Genomic DNA, 16,723 nt, shown 5'->3' on the forward strand with positions numbered 1-16,723 from the left:
TTATATAAAGCATAGTTAAAGATGAGTGAGGAAGGGAAAGGAGACGAAAATATCCGGTATTAATATTGTACGATCATAGCTTGTCGTCCATATTTATATCAATTGTTCATCCAGTAAAATCGAATAGAACCCAATGCCCGGTTTGGGTACGGCACAATAAAAAGAGTTAATCGCCTGCATTTTCTGTCACCTTTTGACTAAGGAATAATGTTATGACAGCCCAAATACCACCTCAAACACCCGGTCAGAACAGTAACACCGATATTATCCGTTGGTATGAGCATCTGGGTATTGCCGATATTGCCCTTGTGGGGGGGAAAAATGCCAGTTTGGGAGAAATGATAAGTAAAATGGCGGCAGACGGTATCTGTGTCCCGACGGGGTTTGCAACCAGTGCCCAATTGTATCGTGATTTTCTTAGCCAAAACGATCTCGATGGACCGATTGCGGAGCATTTGGATGGGTTGTCGAACGGGGCCGAAAATCTCGCCCAAACCGGTTTTGCCATCAGGCAGATGATTTCACAGGGCGAATTTACCGAGATACAGAAGCAGGCGATCGAACAAGCATATCAACAATTATGCACTCGTATTGGCTGTGAAAATGTCAGTGTGGCGGTAAGAAGCTCAGCCACAGCAGAAGATTTGCCTGAAGCCAGTTTCGCCGGTCAGCAAGAAAGTTACTTAAACATAACCGGCATAGATGATTTGTTAGAAGCCTGTCGTCAGTGTTTTGCCTCACTGTATACCGATAGAGCGATTATCTACCGTCAGGAGCAGGGGTTCTCCCATCAACAGGTGGCGCTTTCTGTTGGGGTACAGCAAATGATTGAATCAGAAGCCGCGGGGGTAATGTTCAGCCTCGATACTGAAAATGGCTTTCCTGATGTGGTGATGATTAATGGGGCGTGGGGGTTGGGTGAAACGATTGTTAAAGGCAGTGTGACGCCCGATCGGTTTATGGTTTACAAACCGCTGCTGAAAAACCCTGAGTTACGCCCGATTATTGAAAAACAAGCAGGCAGTAAATTACAAAAGATGGTTTATGCCTCATTGGCGCAAGAGCCGACCTTAATAGTGGCAACAGATGAGTCAGAACGTTCATCGCTGGTCCTATCCGATGATGAAGTGCTGAGCCTGGCGCGTTGGGCGGTTAAAATAGAACAGCATTATGCTTGCCCCATGGATATGGAATGGGCCAAAGACAGCCGCAGCAAGCAGCTGTATATTGTGCAGGCGCGTCCGGAAACCGTTGAATCCCTCAAAGATACTGCGGTATTAATGAATTACAAGCTGAAGGGACAATCCCCGGTACTGTTAGAAGGTGCCAGTGTCGGCAGTGCCATTGCAACTGGCGCGGTATTTAAGATCCTAAGCCCTGATGATATTGAACAATTCCCAGACGGTGCAATATTGGTTACTGAACGTACCGATCCTGACTGGGTACCGTTAATGCGTAAGGCCTCCGGGATTATCACCGATACCGGAGGGCCGACCAGTCATGCCGCGATCGTCAGCCGTGAGCTGAAGGTGCCGGCGATTGTCGGCACCGAAAATGCCACGCAAGTGCTGAATACTGGCAAAGAGATTACACTCAGTTGTGCTGGTGGAGCCGTTGGTAAGGTTTACGAAGGCATACTTGAATTTGAAACTGAGCAAGTTAATCTCGATGATATCCCTCATACTCAGACAGATATCATGATTAATGCGGCAATGCCCGACGGTATTTTCCGCTGGTGGCAATTGCCAGTATCGGGTATTGGTTTGACACGGATCGAGTTTATTATATCCAGCCAGATTGGCGTGCATCCCATGGCGCTGGTTGACCCTGAACGTATTTCCGACCTTGTAACAAAAGATAGAATTGCCCGGCTGACTAACGGTTATAAACACCAGCCCGATTATTTTGTCGAGAATCTCGCCTTAGGTGTTGGCAAAATTGCCGCTTCGCAATATCCAAAACCGGTGATTGTCAGAATGTCAGATTTTAAGTCGAATGAATATCGGGGTTTGCTGGGCGGTGAGTTTTTTGAAATTAATGAAGAAAACCCGATGCTTGGTTTGCGTGGTGCCTCACGCTATTACCACCCGCTTTATCGGGAGGCCTTTAAACTGGAATGTCAGGCGATAGTCAAAGCCAGGGAAGAGATGGGGTTTGACAATATCATCGTGATGATTCCATTTTGCCGTACCACGGGTGAAGCTGATCGGGTGTTGGATGTGATGGCCGAAGCGGGCCTTAAGCGTGGTGTCAACGGCTTGCAGGTTTACGTGATGTGTGAGATCCCCTCCAATGTGATCTTAGCGGATCAGTTTGCCAAGCGGTTTGATGGTTTTTCTATTGGCAGCAACGATCTCACTCAGCTGGTGTTGGGTATTGACCGAGACTCTGCCGAATTAAAGCCCCTGTTTGATGCCCGCGATGAGGCAGTAAAAAGCATGATTGCCCAGGTGATCAAAGTGGCACATCAATATGGTTGTAAAGTGGGGATCTGTGGTCAGGCTCCGTCAGATCATCCGGAATTTGCCGAGTTTCTGGTCGACTGCGGTATTGATTCGATTTCTCTGAATCCTGATTCCGTCGCCAAGGCGAGTCAGCATATTGCCCGGGCCGAGAAAAAGCGTGATTAGAGGGCTATCCGAGATAGAGTTATGTTGCGCTTGCCGCCATGTGGCTCTGCTATGTTCTTCATAATGAAAAGCCCATCAAGAAATGGGCTTCTAGATTCAAATTACATTGCAGCTGTGATGTAAAATAGGCTTTTTTACCACTTAGCCATTCGATTATTGACCTGATGGGTATTGAACTCATCGGGATCAATCACACCGTCTTTATTTGTGTCAATGACATCGAACCTGTTAGCTTGATTTTGATTCTTCATCATACGCCCTTCAGCTTTTCGTTCGCTTATCCTTTGTTGACGGAATTGTTCGAACTCTGTTGGGCTGATGGCTTGATCCTGGTCGAGGTCAATTTGGCTGAACTGAGGCATATTGCTATTCATTTGCATACCGCTGTTCTTCGCTGCCAAGCTTGTACCAGATATCAGACTAAGACCAATTAAAGCAATGATGGTGATTTTTGTGTTCATTATGATAGCCTCCTTTGCTCTCGCTCATCTATAGAGTACTACTTTATAGGTATACGGGTGTCAGGCTATGTAAAGTAACGTAAGCACGGTGTGTAAATATAAAGTAACAACTCTATATCACAATATGCCCGTCGAGAGAAAGGGATAGGGATCATATGACCCCTTTCCCACGCTTGATAGGTATTATTACTTACGACGTGACTTTGAACAGGAGCTAGGGTTACTGGCCGAGATCCAGTTCATTGTGGATCAATACCACACACTGGGAGGCGAACAGCATCTTTGGTCCCAAGCTGATCTTTTTTGCTCCCAGTCGTTTCAAACTGTTAAAGCTCTTTTTTGGCATCGGAATATGATCTGTAAGTAAAAAGCAGGGGTTGCCTTCAAACTCTTGCTCGCGAATAGAGGTGCCTTTTTTGTCCATCATAAACAGCTGATAGTCTTCGGCTAGCTCCTGAACGAGCTTTTCAAAGCTGATGGTGCGAACGATGATACCGGGCTCTACGCTACGCTCTTGCTCCTTGCTCATCCCCTTGGAGACGTCCAAGGCCCTGGCGACCTTATGCAGCAGCGCTTGTTCGTGAAAACCGCCGATATTACTAAGCTCGTTAGAATCAAAGCTAATGGTGCGGGAAAAGTCCTGTGTGCTTTCCAGTACCAGGTGAACGATGACATCATCGCGGTGCGATTGTGCCACAAAAATAGTGTTCATCAGGGTGTGAGCCAAAATTTCGGTGTGGGCCTCCTGACCAACTGACGCCAATAGTAGTTGACTGTCGGTAGGTGCTGATCTGGCTCTTAGTACAAAGGCGCGCATAGATGAATATCCTAGATGTTAGAGTATTGCACTTATATAAGTGCTGATGTTTGTGGTTATTTAGCGGCCGGCTATTATCACAGTTTTGATGGGGTATGTAAAAAGGCATTAGATGATTTTGATTATGTGTCAGTGTGTTACTGATGAATAGGTATAAAAATGATGAAGAAAGCCCCCGGCATGCGGAGGCTTTCAATGATTTTTTACTATTTATTCAGCGCCTTAGTGATAATGATGTCTCGCTCGATTTGGCGCTTATCGGCATCGTTAGTCGTTGCTATTAACTGAGTTTCCAGTTGGGCTATATAGGCGTCGAATTTGGCTTTATCACTGAACATTTTGTCTTTCACGTTGATCGACTCAATGTTGGTATAGCGGCCGTCTTCGCTGACGGGAACAGAAATTTCACCGGCGTTAATCAGATTTTTCACGATTTCACGCTGTTTTTCGTAGCCTTCCAGGCCACTTAAATGCCAGCGATTCATTGGTTTACCCTGATAAACACCACCTTTTACTTCTGACAAGTAACGAATAGTCAGGTTACGAATGGTGCCGGCTTCTTCGCCGTATTCTTCTTCGGTATCAAAAATAACCGGGAATTTACGGCCTTCCAGTATGCCGCCATTTTTAGTCAGGTGGCCCATGCGATAGCTGTTCATGCCAATTTTGATTGGTGTGCTATCGGTGATCATTTTTCCATCGGCAAATTTCAGCTCTTTAATGCGTTGGCCTGCTGGCTCGGTTAAATCAATGGTGTAGGTAACGCCAGCAAAGAAGTCGTTGGTCGAGTATTTTGACGAGCGCCGCTCCGGGTTGAAGCTGTAAGTCACGTCGCCATCTTTGACGCTGTTAAAGTATCCCGCGGACCATTCCATGTAGGTTTTCAGTTCTTTTCCCGTCAGTTCATATACCGTGATTTCACCGCCGGCATACTGGTAGTTGTAGGCAATATCTTTAGCTTTGATTTGACCAACATCCAGCTCAGCGTTGTCGTTGTCGATTTGCAGTGCAATCACATTTGCGATAGGTGCGTAATGCATGCTGGCTTCCTGAAACAGGGCGCTGATCCCTGTGTCTTGAATGTGTACCTGCGGAATACCCTTGATTTCATTTTCAGGTACCAGATCGACACCTTTTAGCTGTGCGACAATGCGATTGGCATTTTCACGCAGGCGTTTATGGTAAGGCGCATACAGCTCTTCCATTTTATCATCCGAGGCTATGCCCTGGATCTTGTAGGTGTAGCTGTCTTTGTTTACGAGAGTGAATTTGCCTGCTTTCTCTTCAAATTGCAGATCGATACGGGAAAGGGCACGGCCATATTTATCGGGTTCTGTAATGATCACGCCATTCACAACAGCCTTATCGATGCGGGTATGCATGTGGCCTGCGACAATGGCATCCAGCTCTGGGTTGGCTTCGGCAATGTCGCGAACGCCAGTCGCTTCAATGTTGTTTTCATTATCTAAGCCCATGTGTGCAACAAGCACGATGGCATCCACTTTGCTGTCAATTTGCTTGATGACTTTCTTCACTTCCAAAGATGGATTGGTGAAAGTCATGCCTTCCAGGCGGTTTGTGCCTTCAGCAAAGACTTGGGTCATTGGGGTATCCATACCAATCACACCGATTTTCACGCCATTTCGTTCAATAATAGTGTAAGAAGGCAAAAATGGGTTGCCATCGGCGCGTGTGATATTTCCCGCGAGAGACTGGCCGTTAAACTGTGAGAGTGAACGGTTAAGTACTTTTAACCCGAAATCGAATTCGTGGTTACCGAGCACCCAAACATCATAGGCCATTTCGTTAAATCCCAGCATCATTGGATCAACAGGTTCATCTTTAAAGGTTTCAACAAAGTTGCCCTGAATAGTGTCACCGGCGTCAACCAGTATGACGTTAGATTGCTCGGTACGGATATTTTTCACTTTAGTGGCAATCTGGCTCAGGCTGCCGCGCATATTGAGTTTGTCACTGGCGTAATCCCAAGGCATGAAGTGACCATGAATGTCAGAGGTTCCGAGAATTGTAACATCAAGAATATCACCATCAGCGGCTATTGCTGGGCCGGCCATAGACAGAAAAATAGCGGAGGCTAAAATTCGTTTTTTCATCGAAGACTCTTTTTTTAATTAGGTTATTTGTGCGGGCATATTAGGCTTTATTGGCAGATAAATACCCGGCCCATCTCTCATTTGTAATGTAATAATGTCAGTCTATTTAATGAATTGTGAGACATGTGCATGCTGCTATAGCCAAAGCAGGCTTGTGACTGGCATTATTTGCTCTGTCATTTGGTTGCTGTGTGGGGGAGACTAAACATTCATACTCTTTATTAAGCAGTAGTAAGGTGACTTCATCTGGTTTGAAGGGATAGATCTCAGATTAATCTCATCGGCACTTTTCTGCTTCATACTTCTATTTCACGTTGTTTTCAGGTTAAAGAAATTGTTGCAATGACAAATCGTGCTTGTTATTGGCCTGAGAGGCTTTACAATCAGGGCATCGAAACCCCGGTTCTTTTATGAACCTTTTGAATGTGATCGACAGAACACGATGAATAGAAAGAAAAAAGTAAACGAGATCCTTAAAAAAAGATTGAAAAAATCTAATGCGAAATTACAGACTAGTAATAAGCCGCGTTACATTTCTAAAGCTGAACGTGCAAAAATGGAATTAGAAGCAGCACAACAAGCTGCTGAACAAGATGTGACTGCAACAGAAGAGCAAGCCACTGCGGATGTGGTTGCCGATGAGTCTGACTCTAAATAGTGATAATCATGTCATCTGAATCAAGAAAGAATCTTAATCCGTAAACACCATGGAAAGGCGTTAGATAACGCCTTTTTTAATGGTTTTTCAGTAGCTTTAACAAGGGTCAAAACTGAGTATTAATAGTACTTAGCCGCGATATCCTGTAGGCTACACGCCCTCCCGCCGTCGAGGCGGTCTAAACTGTGATAAATAATGACAAGAGATGATCTTATGAGTTTTGCCTCTCTGGGCCTATCTGCCCCAATCCTTGAAGCTGTAGCCAAACAAGGCTATGACACACCTTCGCCTATTCAGGCTCAGGCGATTCCTGCTGTGATCGAAGGTAAGGATGTAATGGCAGCGGCTCAAACCGGCACTGGTAAGACAGCAGGTTTCACACTTCCTGTTTTAGAGCGTTTATCAAAAGGCCAACGTGCTAAACCTAATCAGGTGCGTGCGCTAATTCTGACTCCAACACGTGAACTTGCAGCGCAGGTTGCTGAAAGTGTTGCTTTATACGGGAAGAACCTGCCTTTAAGTTCTGCAGTTGTATTTGGTGGCGTTAAAATTAACCCTCAAATGATGAGATTGCGTAAAGGGGCTGATGTTTTGGTGGCAACACCAGGTCGCTTACTTGATCTGTATAACCAGAATGTAGTGAAATTTAGCCAGTTAGAAGTACTGGTTCTGGATGAAGCTGATCGCATGTTAGATATGGGCTTTATCCGCGATATCCGTAAAATCTTAGCGGTATTGCCTAAGCAGCGTCAGAACTTACTTTTCTCTGCGACATTCTCTGATGAAATTCGTCAGCTGGCGAAAGGTCTGGTTAATAACCCGGTTGAAATTTCTGTTAGCCCGCGTAATACAACGGCACCTTCAGTAAAACAGTGGATTTGCCCGGTAGATAAGAACAAGAAGCCAAATTTATTAACCAAGTTATTAAAAGAAAATAACTGGGGTCAGGTATTAGTCTTCACCAAAACCAAGCACGGCGCTAACCGCCTGGCTACTCACCTTGAAGGTCGCGGTATTAAATCTGCGGCAATCCACGGTAATAAGAGCCAGGGCGCACGTACTAAAGCGTTGGCAAACTTCAAGAGTGGTGACATTCAGGTATTGGTTGCAACTGATATTGCGGCGCGTGGTCTGGATATCGATCAACTGCCACAAGTGGTTAACTTCGAATTGCCGCATGTAGCCGAAGATTATGTTCACCGTATTGGCCGTACAGGCCGTGCTGGTTGCGATGGACAGGCCGTTTCTCTTGTCTGTGCCGATGAGTTTAAAGACTTGGCTGCAATTGAACGTTTGATCAAGCAAGTGTTACCTCGTGAACTCGTTGATGGTTTTCAGCCTGTGAACAAGTTGCCAGAGTCTCGTTTAGACACGCGTCCGCTTAAGCCGAGTAAACCGAAGAAGCCAAATGTTGATCATCGTGATGGTCAGCGTTCTGGCGAAAATGCAAAAGGCCATAAGCCGCAGGGTAAAAACAGACGCCATACGGGCAGCCAGAATAAGCCAGCGGGTCAATCTGGTGATGGTGTTAAGCCTGCGCAGAGACGCTCTCGTCCTCAAACCAACGGGTAATAACCGGAATTCTATTAAATAGCCGACCTTGAGTCGGCTTTTTTGATCTGGTTTGGTATTCGTTTAGCGGTCAAGCCCAATTTCATTTTCTTACTTCATTAACCGAGATCAGGCTGACTGTGGATATTGCTGGTTAATATTTGGGGTAAAATAACCACAGCTTACATTCAGCCAATGCCAAATATCTCTCGTAGCAGGTAGCCCGTAAGGAATGCAATGCCTGCTGCTGTCCCGCCTGTCAGTAGCGTACGTAATCCTGAAATAAGTACGGGCTTAGCAAAGACGAGGCTTTTTAGCATGCCGATAGAAAAAAACATGCTGGCGGCAAAGCAGGTGCTGAGCATAAATTGTTGTTGCATGTCCAATACCGGAATAAGAAATGGTATTAAGGGCATTGCCCCCACAATCAGGAATGCTAAAAAGGTTGTGATGGCTGATTTCCACGGGTTTGGCGTGGTTTTCTGTACGCCGTGCTCTTCTGTAAGCATAGTTTCTACCCACAGATGCCGATCCTGGCTTATGGTTTCCACAATCGATTCAAGGATTTTACCGTGAAAGCCTTTTTTCTTAAATATTTGGCGTATTTCTTCTTTTTCTCCTTCGGGTACTTCATCAATATGATTTTCTTCGGATTTCCTAATGTCGTCGGTAAATTCCTGCTGCGCCTTAATGGATTCGTAATTACTGATAGCCATGCTGAATCCGTCCGCAAAGAGATTGGCAAACCCCAGCACTAAAGCCACCGATGAAGAAAACCCAGCGCCAACGGCCCCAGAGACAACGGCAAAGGTGGTGACACACCCGTCAATCCCTCCAAGCACTGCATCAGAGATATTCTGCGATTTAGGAGCCTGTTTCAGGCGTTGTTCTATCGCTTTCGGGTGATGTTCGCGTACAAGATCTTCATTCGAGGTCTTTTTCATTCTGAAACTCCCAACAAAGAGTTATTTATAGCTTATACCAATCGGGACAATAGTCTGGATATTCAGGTACATCTGCCACAGTTTCGAGTCTCATTCTGATTGGCATTTATTCTTTTCCATGATGATTTGACGCTTTAGCTAGAATTAATAGCACAGTTGCCAGATGGAAAAATGCTGGATGATAATCCTGAATCGTGCCCAGAAGTCATGATATTGAGCATGCCAGGCTTTGGTGATTGGATTGAATCTACAGGGCCGTGGGGTGCAGCTGTAAGGCCATCAATTATTATTGAATGTACTCGTTACGGTTGTTTTAGTTAATGCTCAACTTTCTGATTAATGATTGAGTATGGTCAGCTCACAGTAATGAAATTCAAAACTATAAATTTCGTCAGTCTTTTCTATAAATAACAAGAGTATTCCTTTTAGTATGAGCGATGGCCTCGGGTTTAAGGTGAAGCGATGTTCAGGATGAGTTTACTATTTATTGTTTTTACCTTATTTCCCCTACACACCTTTGCCAGTGAGGCCATTAGCAAAGAAACAATATCGACAAACATCACGGCGAAAGAGATCATTCGACAGGCGATGAACCACTGGCGGGGTGTCAGCTCGTATTCGAAAATGAGCATGACCATTCACCGACCGGACTGGCAACGTGTTATGACGATGGAGGCCTGGACTCAGGGCGATAAACATTCTTTGGTTCGGGTCATTGAACCAAAAAAAGATGCCGGCAATGCGACGTTGCTCAAAGATAATAATATGTGGACCTTCTCGCCCAAGATCAATCGGGTGATCAAAATCCCTTCATCAATGATGAATCAAAGCTGGATGGGGAGTGACTTCTCCAACAAGGATATCAGTAAATCAACCGAGATCCTTGAGCAATATGAGCACCAGTTAAAGCAAGTATTTAAACAGGATGGTTATACCGTCTACGTGATCATCGCCATTCCCAATGAAGATGCCGCTGTCGTCTGGGGCAAAGAGATCCTCTATGTGCGAGACGACTTTGTACTGCTTGAGGAGCAGTTCTGGGATCAGGACGGAAAACTGATTAAGACCATGAAAGCGATGGAGGTAGCTGAACTCGGCGGAAGAATGCTGGCAACGCGATTGCGGATGAACAATCTTGAAAAACCTGATGAATGGACTGAAATGGCGACAAAGCATGCAGAGTTTGATGTCGCGTTAAATGCTCACGTATTTACCCTCTCTAACCTGCGTAATCCAAGATAATGAATATTGAACTACGCCTCGCGTGGCGGAACTTATGGCGACACAAAAGGCGAACCTGGATAACCGTTTCGGCGATGGTGTTTTCCAATGTTTTGCTGGTTTTTATGCTGTCTCTGCAGGTAGGAACGTATCAAATGATGATAGAGAACTCTTTAAGCCTGTTCAGTGGTCATCTGCAGATCCAGCACCGCCAATACCTCGATACGCCAAAGTTAAGATACGATATTGAAAACCCGCAGCAACTAGCCAAACAACTGCGCACCCAGCTAGGTACTGATGCCGTTGCCAGTCGAGCGGCTACTTTCTCGTTAGTGTCGAGTGGCGAGCGATCTTTCGGTGTGCAGGTGATCGGTGTTGAGCCAGAATTCGATATCCATACGTCTACTCTGGCGGGTCTCATCAGCCGTGGCCGTTATTTTTCCGGCAGCAACAGCGAAGAATTGATTCTGGGCAGTACGTTAGCACGTAACCTCAAAGTGGGTATGGGGGATGAAATTACCATACTGGGCTCCGGACGCGACGGCTCATTCGCGGCAGGGATCGTCACCGTTGTCGGGATCTTCCATACCGCAATGGAAGAGTTAGATCGCAGCGTGGTGCAAGTGCCACTTGGCTATTTTCAGTCGCTGTACAGCAGCGCGGGGCGCGCAAACTATATTGTTATCAACACGCCTGACGCGCTGGCACTTAGCCTCTGGAAGGATCAGATTCAAAACCTGCTGGCCGACAAGACGCAACTGTTAGTGCGTGAATGGGATGAAATACAGCCTGGGATCCGTCAGGCAATACTGGCTGATATTTCCGGCGCGGTCTTTATGTATGGCGTGTTAATTCTGCTGGTCGCTTTTTCTGTGATGAACACGCAATTAATGTCGGTACTTGAGCGCACCAGGGAATTCGGTACGGTAATGGCGTTAGGGCTGCGCCCTGGCAAACTGACTCGCCTTATTCTTATTGAAACTTCCTTGATGGCGCTATTAGGGTTGCTCATAGGTGTTGCCCTCGGCATGGCACTGACACTCTATTTTCAATATGCGGGACTTTCCTATCCTGGCATGGAGGAGATGTCGGCAAAATTCAATTTGCCTGATCGCATGTACCCCAACTTAAATTTCATTTCGGTTCTTGCCGGTCCGGTTCTGGTGATGGTGGGATCAATCCTGGCCGCGATTTATCCGGCATTGAGGATCCGTCGTATGGATCCGATTGAGGCGATGAGATCGGTATGATGATGTTCTCTGCACACGTTGCGTTTACTCTGGCCTGGCGCAATCTCTGGCGTAACTACCGTCGGACTCTGATCATGCTGGTTGCCATCTGTTTGGGGGTGTGGGCCATGATTTTTATGACTGCGCTGTCTCGGGGGATGGTGGACGGTATGGTTCGAGATGGTATTCGCAATCTACCGGGGCATGTGCAGGTTCACCACCCTGATTATCTTGATGATCCCAGTGTTGTTAATAGTTTTGCCGAGCCCGGTGCCCGTTTTTTCGAGGCACTGCAAGCTCCCGAAGTGACGGGATGGGCGATGCGGGTAAAGGTGCCTGCCGTCATTTCCAGCGAACGAGATACCCGTGGTATCACCTTGCTGGGTGTGGATGCGAACGCTGAATTGCAGATAAGCTTTGATGTTCAGGATATGGTCGCGGGCGAATTTCTTCATGAAGGAAATAGTCGAGGTGTCATTATCGGGGCCAGGCTGGTTGAAAAGCTCGAAACCAGACTGGGCAAGCGCATTGTTATCATGACTCAGGATCCGGATAACAATATTGTCGACAGAGGCTTTGTTATTTCAGGCGTATACCGATCCGACATTCCCGGTTATGAAGAGCTCTATGTTTATGCCGACAGACGGTTGGTACAGCAGATGTTGGCGATTGAACAGCAGATCTCTGAAATCGCCATCACAGGCACTGATTATCGGGATAATACCCGTCTTAAAGAGGCTATTAGTGCATCAGCACCCGCGAATTTGCAAGTTCAGACATGGAAAGAACGAGACAAGTACCTGGCGACCATGGTGGATGTGATGGATGGTTTCATTCTGGTGTGGATTATTGTTATTTTTCTGGCGCTTTCGTTTGGCCTAATCAACACCCTGATCATGGCGGTATTTGAACGCGTGCGGGAAATTGGACTGATGCGGGCCTTGGGTATGCGGGGTTCAAGTGTGTTGCTGATTATCTTACTGGAGTCTTTGCTATTGTTGTTGCTGGGGTTGGCGGTAGGTAATGCCATCGCGCTGGTAAGTATATTTTTGATTAAAGATGGCATTGATGTATCAGCGGTAGCGGAAGGGATGGCGATGTTTGGCGCTGGCACGGTACTGTATCCGGCATTGACGTTATCGGACTTGGCACTGGCAAATGTTGTGGTGATTATTCTGGGATTACTAACCTGCTTATATCCGGCCTGGCGGGCGTCTCGCTATGATCCTATTGTCGCTTTGAATAAGCATTAATCAGGAAAAACGAATGAGCGAAATTACCTGTAGCAATGTCAGTAAAACCTTTATTCAGGGGAATGCGAAAATAAAAGGCTTGGATAACGTTAGCCTGACCATAGATAAAGGTGAGTTTGTCTGTCTCTCCGGCCCGTCCGGCTCCGGTAAAACAACGCTACTCAATACATTGGGTGGCTTGCTGTCGCCCGATAAGGGAGAAATCTTTATAGGTAATGAAAAGCTGACTAGCTTGGATAAAGATGCCTTAGCGGATATGCGATTACAGCGGATTGGTTTTGTCTTTCAATCTTACAATTTGATCCCGGTATTATCGGCACGGGAGAATGTTGAATTTGTCATGCAAGTGCAGGGCATCGCGGCGAAGGAGCGACAACAAAAGGCCAACGCTATGCTCAAAGAAGTCGGGCTTGAAGGGATGGAGAATCGTCGCCCGGCGGAACTTTCTGGCGGACAGCAGCAACGAGTGGCGGTCGCTCGTGCCATTGTCAGTAATCCGGCGTTAATTCTGGCCGATGAACCGACGGCGAATCTGGATTCTCATACCGCAGAAAATTTAATGAGGTTGCTAGAAGCACTGAACCGCAAGCATCAAATTACCCTGGTGCTTGCCACGCATGATCCGCGTATCATGAGCTATGCTCGCAGGCAGATAAAAATGGAAGACGGCAAAATCATTGCCGATTACCCGATCAGTATCGCTCCCGATGTAACAATGGCCGAGCAATCATGAAATTGGAAATATTGAGTTACGCTGTCACCTTTTTGGTGGTGGTGTGTTCAGTTGCTTCTGCACAGGATCTGAATGTTGATTGGCATGGACATATCAAAGGTCTGCTGAATGTTCAAACTTACCCTGGTGACAGTTTGATAAACCAATTGGGTTATAACGAGACACTGGATATTAATAGTGATACTCGTCTTGGCTTAGACAGCAGTATGGGAGCCTGGAAACTGAATGTGGATTATCAGTTCGTTACGCTGGCAGGTGAGCGCTATGAGCTTGCCCAGCGTTTACCCGCTAACCCGTTGTTACCTGCCAGAGAAATCAATGATGACCATCGTTTATTCGACCTCACCCATGTCATTACAACACACGATCGCCATGCTCTCGTTCAGCGACTAGACCGACTTAGCCTGAGTGTCCATTTTGATAACCTGGTACTCAAAGCAGGCCGGCAAGCCATCAGCTGGGGCAACGGACTTATTTATGCCCCGATGGATTTTTTCAATCCGTTTTCCCCCGCCTCGATAGATAAAGAATATAAATCAGGGGATGATCTCTTTTATGGCCAATACCTGACAGAGAGAGGTGATGATGTGCAATTTGTCTGGGTTGGCAGAAGGGATGTACAGGGTAATGTGTCATCGAAAGTTGATTCTTTAGCTGTTAAATATCATAGCTTTGGTGAAGAATCTGAATGGGATTTCCTGCTGGGTGAGCACTTTGAAGATGATGTGGCCGGGCTGGGCTTTGTTTCCAACATAGGTAGCGCTGTCTGGCGCAGCGATGCAACACTCACCCGAACAGCAGATAAAAATGTCTGGAGCTTTGTCAGCAACTGGTCTTATTCCTGGGTATGGGCAGATAAGAACATCAGCGCCATTGCGGAATATTACTATAATGGCTTTGGTCAGGCCGGAGGCAATTATTCAGCCGCCGCGCTGGCAAATAACCCTGCATTATTAAGCCGGATTGCACGCGGCGAACTCTACACGTTAGGTAGGCATTACCTGGCCTCTTCGCTGACTATTGAGATGTCACCGCTCTGGTTGCTGACCCCAAGTACCTTTATTAACCTCTCTGATAGCTCCGCGCTATTTCAGGTTATTAGCCAACATGATATCGAACAGGATTTGCAGCTGCTGGTTGCTGTTAATTTACCCGTGGGGGCTAAAGGCACCGAGTTTGGCGGTATTGAGGTCAGCTGCAATCTTGCTGCCGACAGCCAGACCTGTAACCTTGCCACTGATCTGAGTTTACAAGCCCAGATTGCCTGGTATTTTTAGTTAATTGACACGATTGGCAGGATATTAACCACGAAGTGAAAGTTTAACCATCACAATACCGTGATCAGTACTCTCGCTGTCTCGATCATAAATAGGATTAATCAAGTGGCGATCATAGCAATGATAATCGCTGACTTCGAACAGGCTGGCATGGTGCTCTGCATCAAACTCACACGAGAGTAGAATGTAATCCAGCACTGAACCTTTAGCATAGTAATAGTAGCTCGCGGGACGGCCAGTCTCTGTTTGGGAAGAGTTGGTTGCTTGAAAATAATCAGTTGCTTGGAAATAGTCTGTTGCCCGGTAAAGATCCCATGCATCCTTCAGACGATATTTGGCTAACAATAACTCGCTTTCGGCATCAGATTTCTTTCGCAAAGAGCGGGTTAATAAGTGGGACAATACACCGCTATCCAGACTGTCATTAAAGTCACCCATCAATATCATTGGGTATCCGGTACGCTCGCGGCGCTCGATCATATTGGTAAAAAGTAGTGCGGCCTCGCTGCCGCGCTGCATCGCGGATCCCCAGTTGCCGGCTATTTCCGTTTTCAGCGCCTGAGCGATGAGGGTCGATTTAGCAGAGTTATCATTTACACTGTCTTGCTCCAGCATCGGACGTTTTGATTTGAAGTGCACGACGTAGCAATCACACCGGCCTATATAAGGAAGCTTAATGGTTGCACGCAGCGGCTGGCGGCTGAACGCAAAACCTTCTTTCAGGCCCATCGCAACAGCAAGGTCGGTGTCGGGAATGACGGCTGATAATTCAGAAATAGGGTAGCGGGAAGCGATGGCCACTACTGGGCTTTGATAAATATAATCGTTAATAACTTCTGCTTCATCAATCACAGCAAAATGCGCATATCCCTGCTCATGAACTAACTGCTGCAGTGATTCGGGGCTGAATACTTCCTGAAAGCCAATCACATCAGGCTGGTGCTCTGCCAGATAGAGACTGATCCAGCCCTGTTTCTTCTGCCATTGCTCCTGGCTGTAGATCCGGTCAAATTCATAAAAAGCCGAGGGTGGCTCAAGATAATTAAATAAATTAAAAGTTGCGACCTTAATGGTGCAGGCTGGATTTGAGCTGGGCGTATTATCTTGTGGCAAATCAGAAGTCTCGGTAGCAGTATGAAACTAAGGGGGTATTATACTGATTGGTATTATAACTGAATTGGGTGTTTTCATTTGAGAAATTAACTTAAGCCTCACGTTTTTTTGAAGGCAAGACCTGATCCTATTGTTCGCTATTTTTCGTCCCGTTACGAGACATGCTGATGCCGGTATTCGTATAACTGACTTTCTAGCATGAAATCCCCCCAATACTGATTGATAATCAATAATACATTATTGATTATCAGGTTGGGATTCATCATTTTCAATGATCAGAAAAACAAATGAACATAAACACATGAAAAGTAAGAGTTAATTTGGTGGCATGTCTTTTGCTCTATATCAATCACCTTATTTTGAGGTGAAATTAATCCCACTTATAGAGCAAAAGGATATTAAGAATGCCAACTCCTGCATATATGCGCATTGAAGGCGAAAAACAAGGGCTGATCACGGCGGGTACATTTACAGAAGATTCAGTTGGAAATATTTTCCAGGAAGGCCATGAAGATGAAGTGCTGGTCGAAGCATTTGAGCATCAGGTTGTTTTACCTCGCGATCCGCAATCAGGCCAGCCTACCGGTCAGCGCGTGCACAAGCCAGTGAAAATCACCAAAGTGTTTGATAAGTGTTCGCCACTTATCTATAACGCACTGACTTCCGGCGAACGTCTGCCTAAAGTTGAAATTAAATGGTACCGCACATCAGCAACAGGCAGC

At 46.2% G+C, this 16,723-nt stretch carries 14 protein-coding genes; 9 read left to right on the forward strand and 5 right to left on the reverse strand.

From position 1 onward, the window contains the following. Window positions 1–212: 212 nt before the first annotated feature. Complete coding sequence (ppsA, locus tag R3289_RS04400) at window positions 213–2,630, forward strand: phosphoenolpyruvate synthase (protein WP_318924270.1); 2,418 nt, start codon at window positions 213–215, stop codon at window positions 2,628–2,630. A 134-nt stretch (window positions 2,631–2,764) separates the two neighbouring features. Here ppsA and R3289_RS04405 read toward each other — a convergent pair whose 3' ends face one another. From R3289_RS04405 to R3289_RS04415, 3 genes are all read right to left on the reverse strand, one after another. Beyond that, complete coding sequence (locus R3289_RS04405; protein ID WP_318924271.1) at window positions 2,765–3,091, reverse strand: EF-hand domain-containing protein; 327 nt, start codon at window positions 3,089–3,091, stop codon at window positions 2,765–2,767. A 220-nt stretch (window positions 3,092–3,311) separates the two neighbouring features. After that, window positions 3,312–3,908 carry a tRNA (pseudouridine(54)-N(1))-methyltransferase TrmY gene (gene trmY / locus R3289_RS04410; protein WP_318924272.1) on the reverse strand — a complete coding sequence of 199 codons (597 nt, stop codon included), beginning with the start codon at window positions 3,906–3,908 and terminating at the stop codon, window positions 3,312–3,314. A 206-nt stretch (window positions 3,909–4,114) separates the two neighbouring features. Continuing rightward, window positions 4,115–6,022: a bifunctional metallophosphatase/5'-nucleotidase gene (locus R3289_RS04415; RefSeq protein ID WP_318924273.1), complete on the reverse strand. Its 1,908-nt coding sequence runs from the start codon at window positions 6,020–6,022 to the stop codon at window positions 4,115–4,117. A 442-nt stretch (window positions 6,023–6,464) separates the two neighbouring features. On the opposite strand from R3289_RS04415, the gene R3289_RS04420 reads away from it, so the two are divergent. Both R3289_RS04420 and R3289_RS04425 read left to right on the forward strand, forming a co-directional pair. Next, the gene (locus R3289_RS04420) at window positions 6,465–6,680 is read left to right on the forward strand and encodes a DUF2986 domain-containing protein (RefSeq protein WP_318924274.1); all 216 of its coding nucleotides are present in this window, start codon (window positions 6,465–6,467) and stop codon (window positions 6,678–6,680) included. A gap of 213 nt (window positions 6,681–6,893) precedes the next feature. Beyond that, window positions 6,894–8,252: a DEAD/DEAH box helicase gene (locus R3289_RS04425; RefSeq protein ID WP_318924275.1), complete on the forward strand. Its 1,359-nt coding sequence runs from the start codon at window positions 6,894–6,896 to the stop codon at window positions 8,250–8,252. 167 nt (window positions 8,253–8,419) lie between these two features. On the opposite strand, the gene R3289_RS04430 is transcribed toward R3289_RS04425, so the two are convergent. After that, on the reverse strand, window positions 8,420–9,175 hold the full coding sequence (locus tag R3289_RS04430) for a VIT1/CCC1 transporter family protein (RefSeq protein WP_318924276.1): 756 nt from the start codon (window positions 9,173–9,175) through the stop codon (window positions 8,420–8,422). 471 nt (window positions 9,176–9,646) lie between these two features. On the opposite strand from R3289_RS04430, the gene R3289_RS04435 reads away from it, so the two are divergent. Genes R3289_RS04435 through R3289_RS04455 form a run of 5 tightly spaced genes read left to right on the forward strand, consistent with a single transcriptional unit; the run spans window position 9,647 to window position 14,888 of the window. Beyond that, entirely contained in the window at window positions 9,647–10,417 is a 771-nt protein-coding gene (locus R3289_RS04435) for an outer membrane lipoprotein-sorting protein (RefSeq protein WP_318924277.1), read from the forward strand. After that, window positions 10,417–11,646 carry an ABC transporter permease gene (locus R3289_RS04440; protein ID WP_318924278.1) on the forward strand — a complete coding sequence of 410 codons (1,230 nt, stop codon included), beginning with the start codon at window positions 10,417–10,419 and terminating at the stop codon, window positions 11,644–11,646. Before R3289_RS04435 ends, R3289_RS04440 begins: the two co-directional genes overlap by 1 nt. Beyond that, complete coding sequence (locus R3289_RS04445) at window positions 11,643–12,878, forward strand: ABC transporter permease (protein ID WP_318924279.1); 1,236 nt, start codon at window positions 11,643–11,645, stop codon at window positions 12,876–12,878. The genes R3289_RS04440 and R3289_RS04445 overlap by 4 nt, the downstream gene beginning before the upstream one ends. A 13-nt stretch (window positions 12,879–12,891) precedes the next feature. Continuing rightward, window positions 12,892–13,611, forward strand: a complete 720-nt coding sequence (locus R3289_RS04450; RefSeq protein WP_318924280.1) for an ABC transporter ATP-binding protein — start codon at window positions 12,892–12,894, stop codon at window positions 13,609–13,611. After that, a complete protein-coding gene (locus R3289_RS04455; RefSeq protein ID WP_318924281.1) occupies window positions 13,608–14,888 on the forward strand; it encodes a hypothetical protein in 1,281 nt (426 codons plus the stop codon). Before R3289_RS04450 ends, R3289_RS04455 begins: the two co-directional genes overlap by 4 nt. A gap of 24 nt (window positions 14,889–14,912) precedes the next feature. On the opposite strand, the gene R3289_RS04460 is transcribed toward R3289_RS04455, so the two are convergent. Next, window positions 14,913–16,001 (reverse strand): endonuclease/exonuclease/phosphatase family protein, encoded by a 1,089-nt coding sequence (locus tag R3289_RS04460; RefSeq protein ID WP_318924282.1) that lies wholly within the window; start codon window positions 15,999–16,001, stop codon window positions 14,913–14,915. A gap of 404 nt (window positions 16,002–16,405) precedes the next feature. On the opposite strand from R3289_RS04460, the gene R3289_RS04465 reads away from it, so the two are divergent. Beyond that, window positions 16,406–16,723: Hcp family type VI secretion system effector (locus R3289_RS04465; RefSeq protein WP_318923164.1), on the forward strand; the 318-nt coding region annotated here is incomplete at its 3' end.

The organism is Photobacterium sp. (assembly GCF_033720175.1).
Lineage (GTDB): Bacteria > Pseudomonadota > Gammaproteobacteria > Enterobacterales > Vibrionaceae > Photobacterium.

Bases quoted from the DNA above. Each gene is read 5' to 3' on its own strand.
- R3289_RS04425 (WP_318924275.1), top strand. From the start codon at position 6,894: ATGAGTTTTGCCTCTCTGGGCCTATCTGCCCCAATCCTTGAAGCTGTA.
- R3289_RS04445 (WP_318924279.1), top strand. From the start codon at position 11,643: ATGATGATGTTCTCTGCACACGTTGCGTTTACTCTGGCCTGGCGCAAT.
- trmY (WP_318924272.1), bottom strand. From the start codon at position 3,908: ATGCGCGCCTTTGTACTAAGAGCCAGATCAGCACCTACCGACAGTCAA.
- R3289_RS04420 (WP_318924274.1), top strand. From the start codon at position 6,465: ATGAATAGAAAGAAAAAAGTAAACGAGATCCTTAAAAAAAGATTGAAA.
- ppsA (WP_318924270.1), top strand. From the start codon at position 213: ATGACAGCCCAAATACCACCTCAAACACCCGGTCAGAACAGTAACACC.
- R3289_RS04435 (WP_318924277.1), top strand. From the start codon at position 9,647: ATGAGTTTACTATTTATTGTTTTTACCTTATTTCCCCTACACACCTTT.
- R3289_RS04405 (WP_318924271.1), bottom strand. From the start codon at position 3,091: ATGAACACAAAAATCACCATCATTGCTTTAATTGGTCTTAGTCTGATA.
- R3289_RS04430 (WP_318924276.1), bottom strand. From the start codon at position 9,175: ATGAAAAAGACCTCGAATGAAGATCTTGTACGCGAACATCACCCGAAA.
- R3289_RS04450 (WP_318924280.1), top strand. From the start codon at position 12,892: ATGAGCGAAATTACCTGTAGCAATGTCAGTAAAACCTTTATTCAGGGG.
- R3289_RS04415 (WP_318924273.1), bottom strand. From the start codon at position 6,022: ATGAAAAAACGAATTTTAGCCTCCGCTATTTTTCTGTCTATGGCCGGC.
- R3289_RS04455 (WP_318924281.1), top strand. From the start codon at position 13,608: ATGAAATTGGAAATATTGAGTTACGCTGTCACCTTTTTGGTGGTGGTG.
- R3289_RS04440 (WP_318924278.1), top strand. From the start codon at position 10,417: ATGAATATTGAACTACGCCTCGCGTGGCGGAACTTATGGCGACACAAA.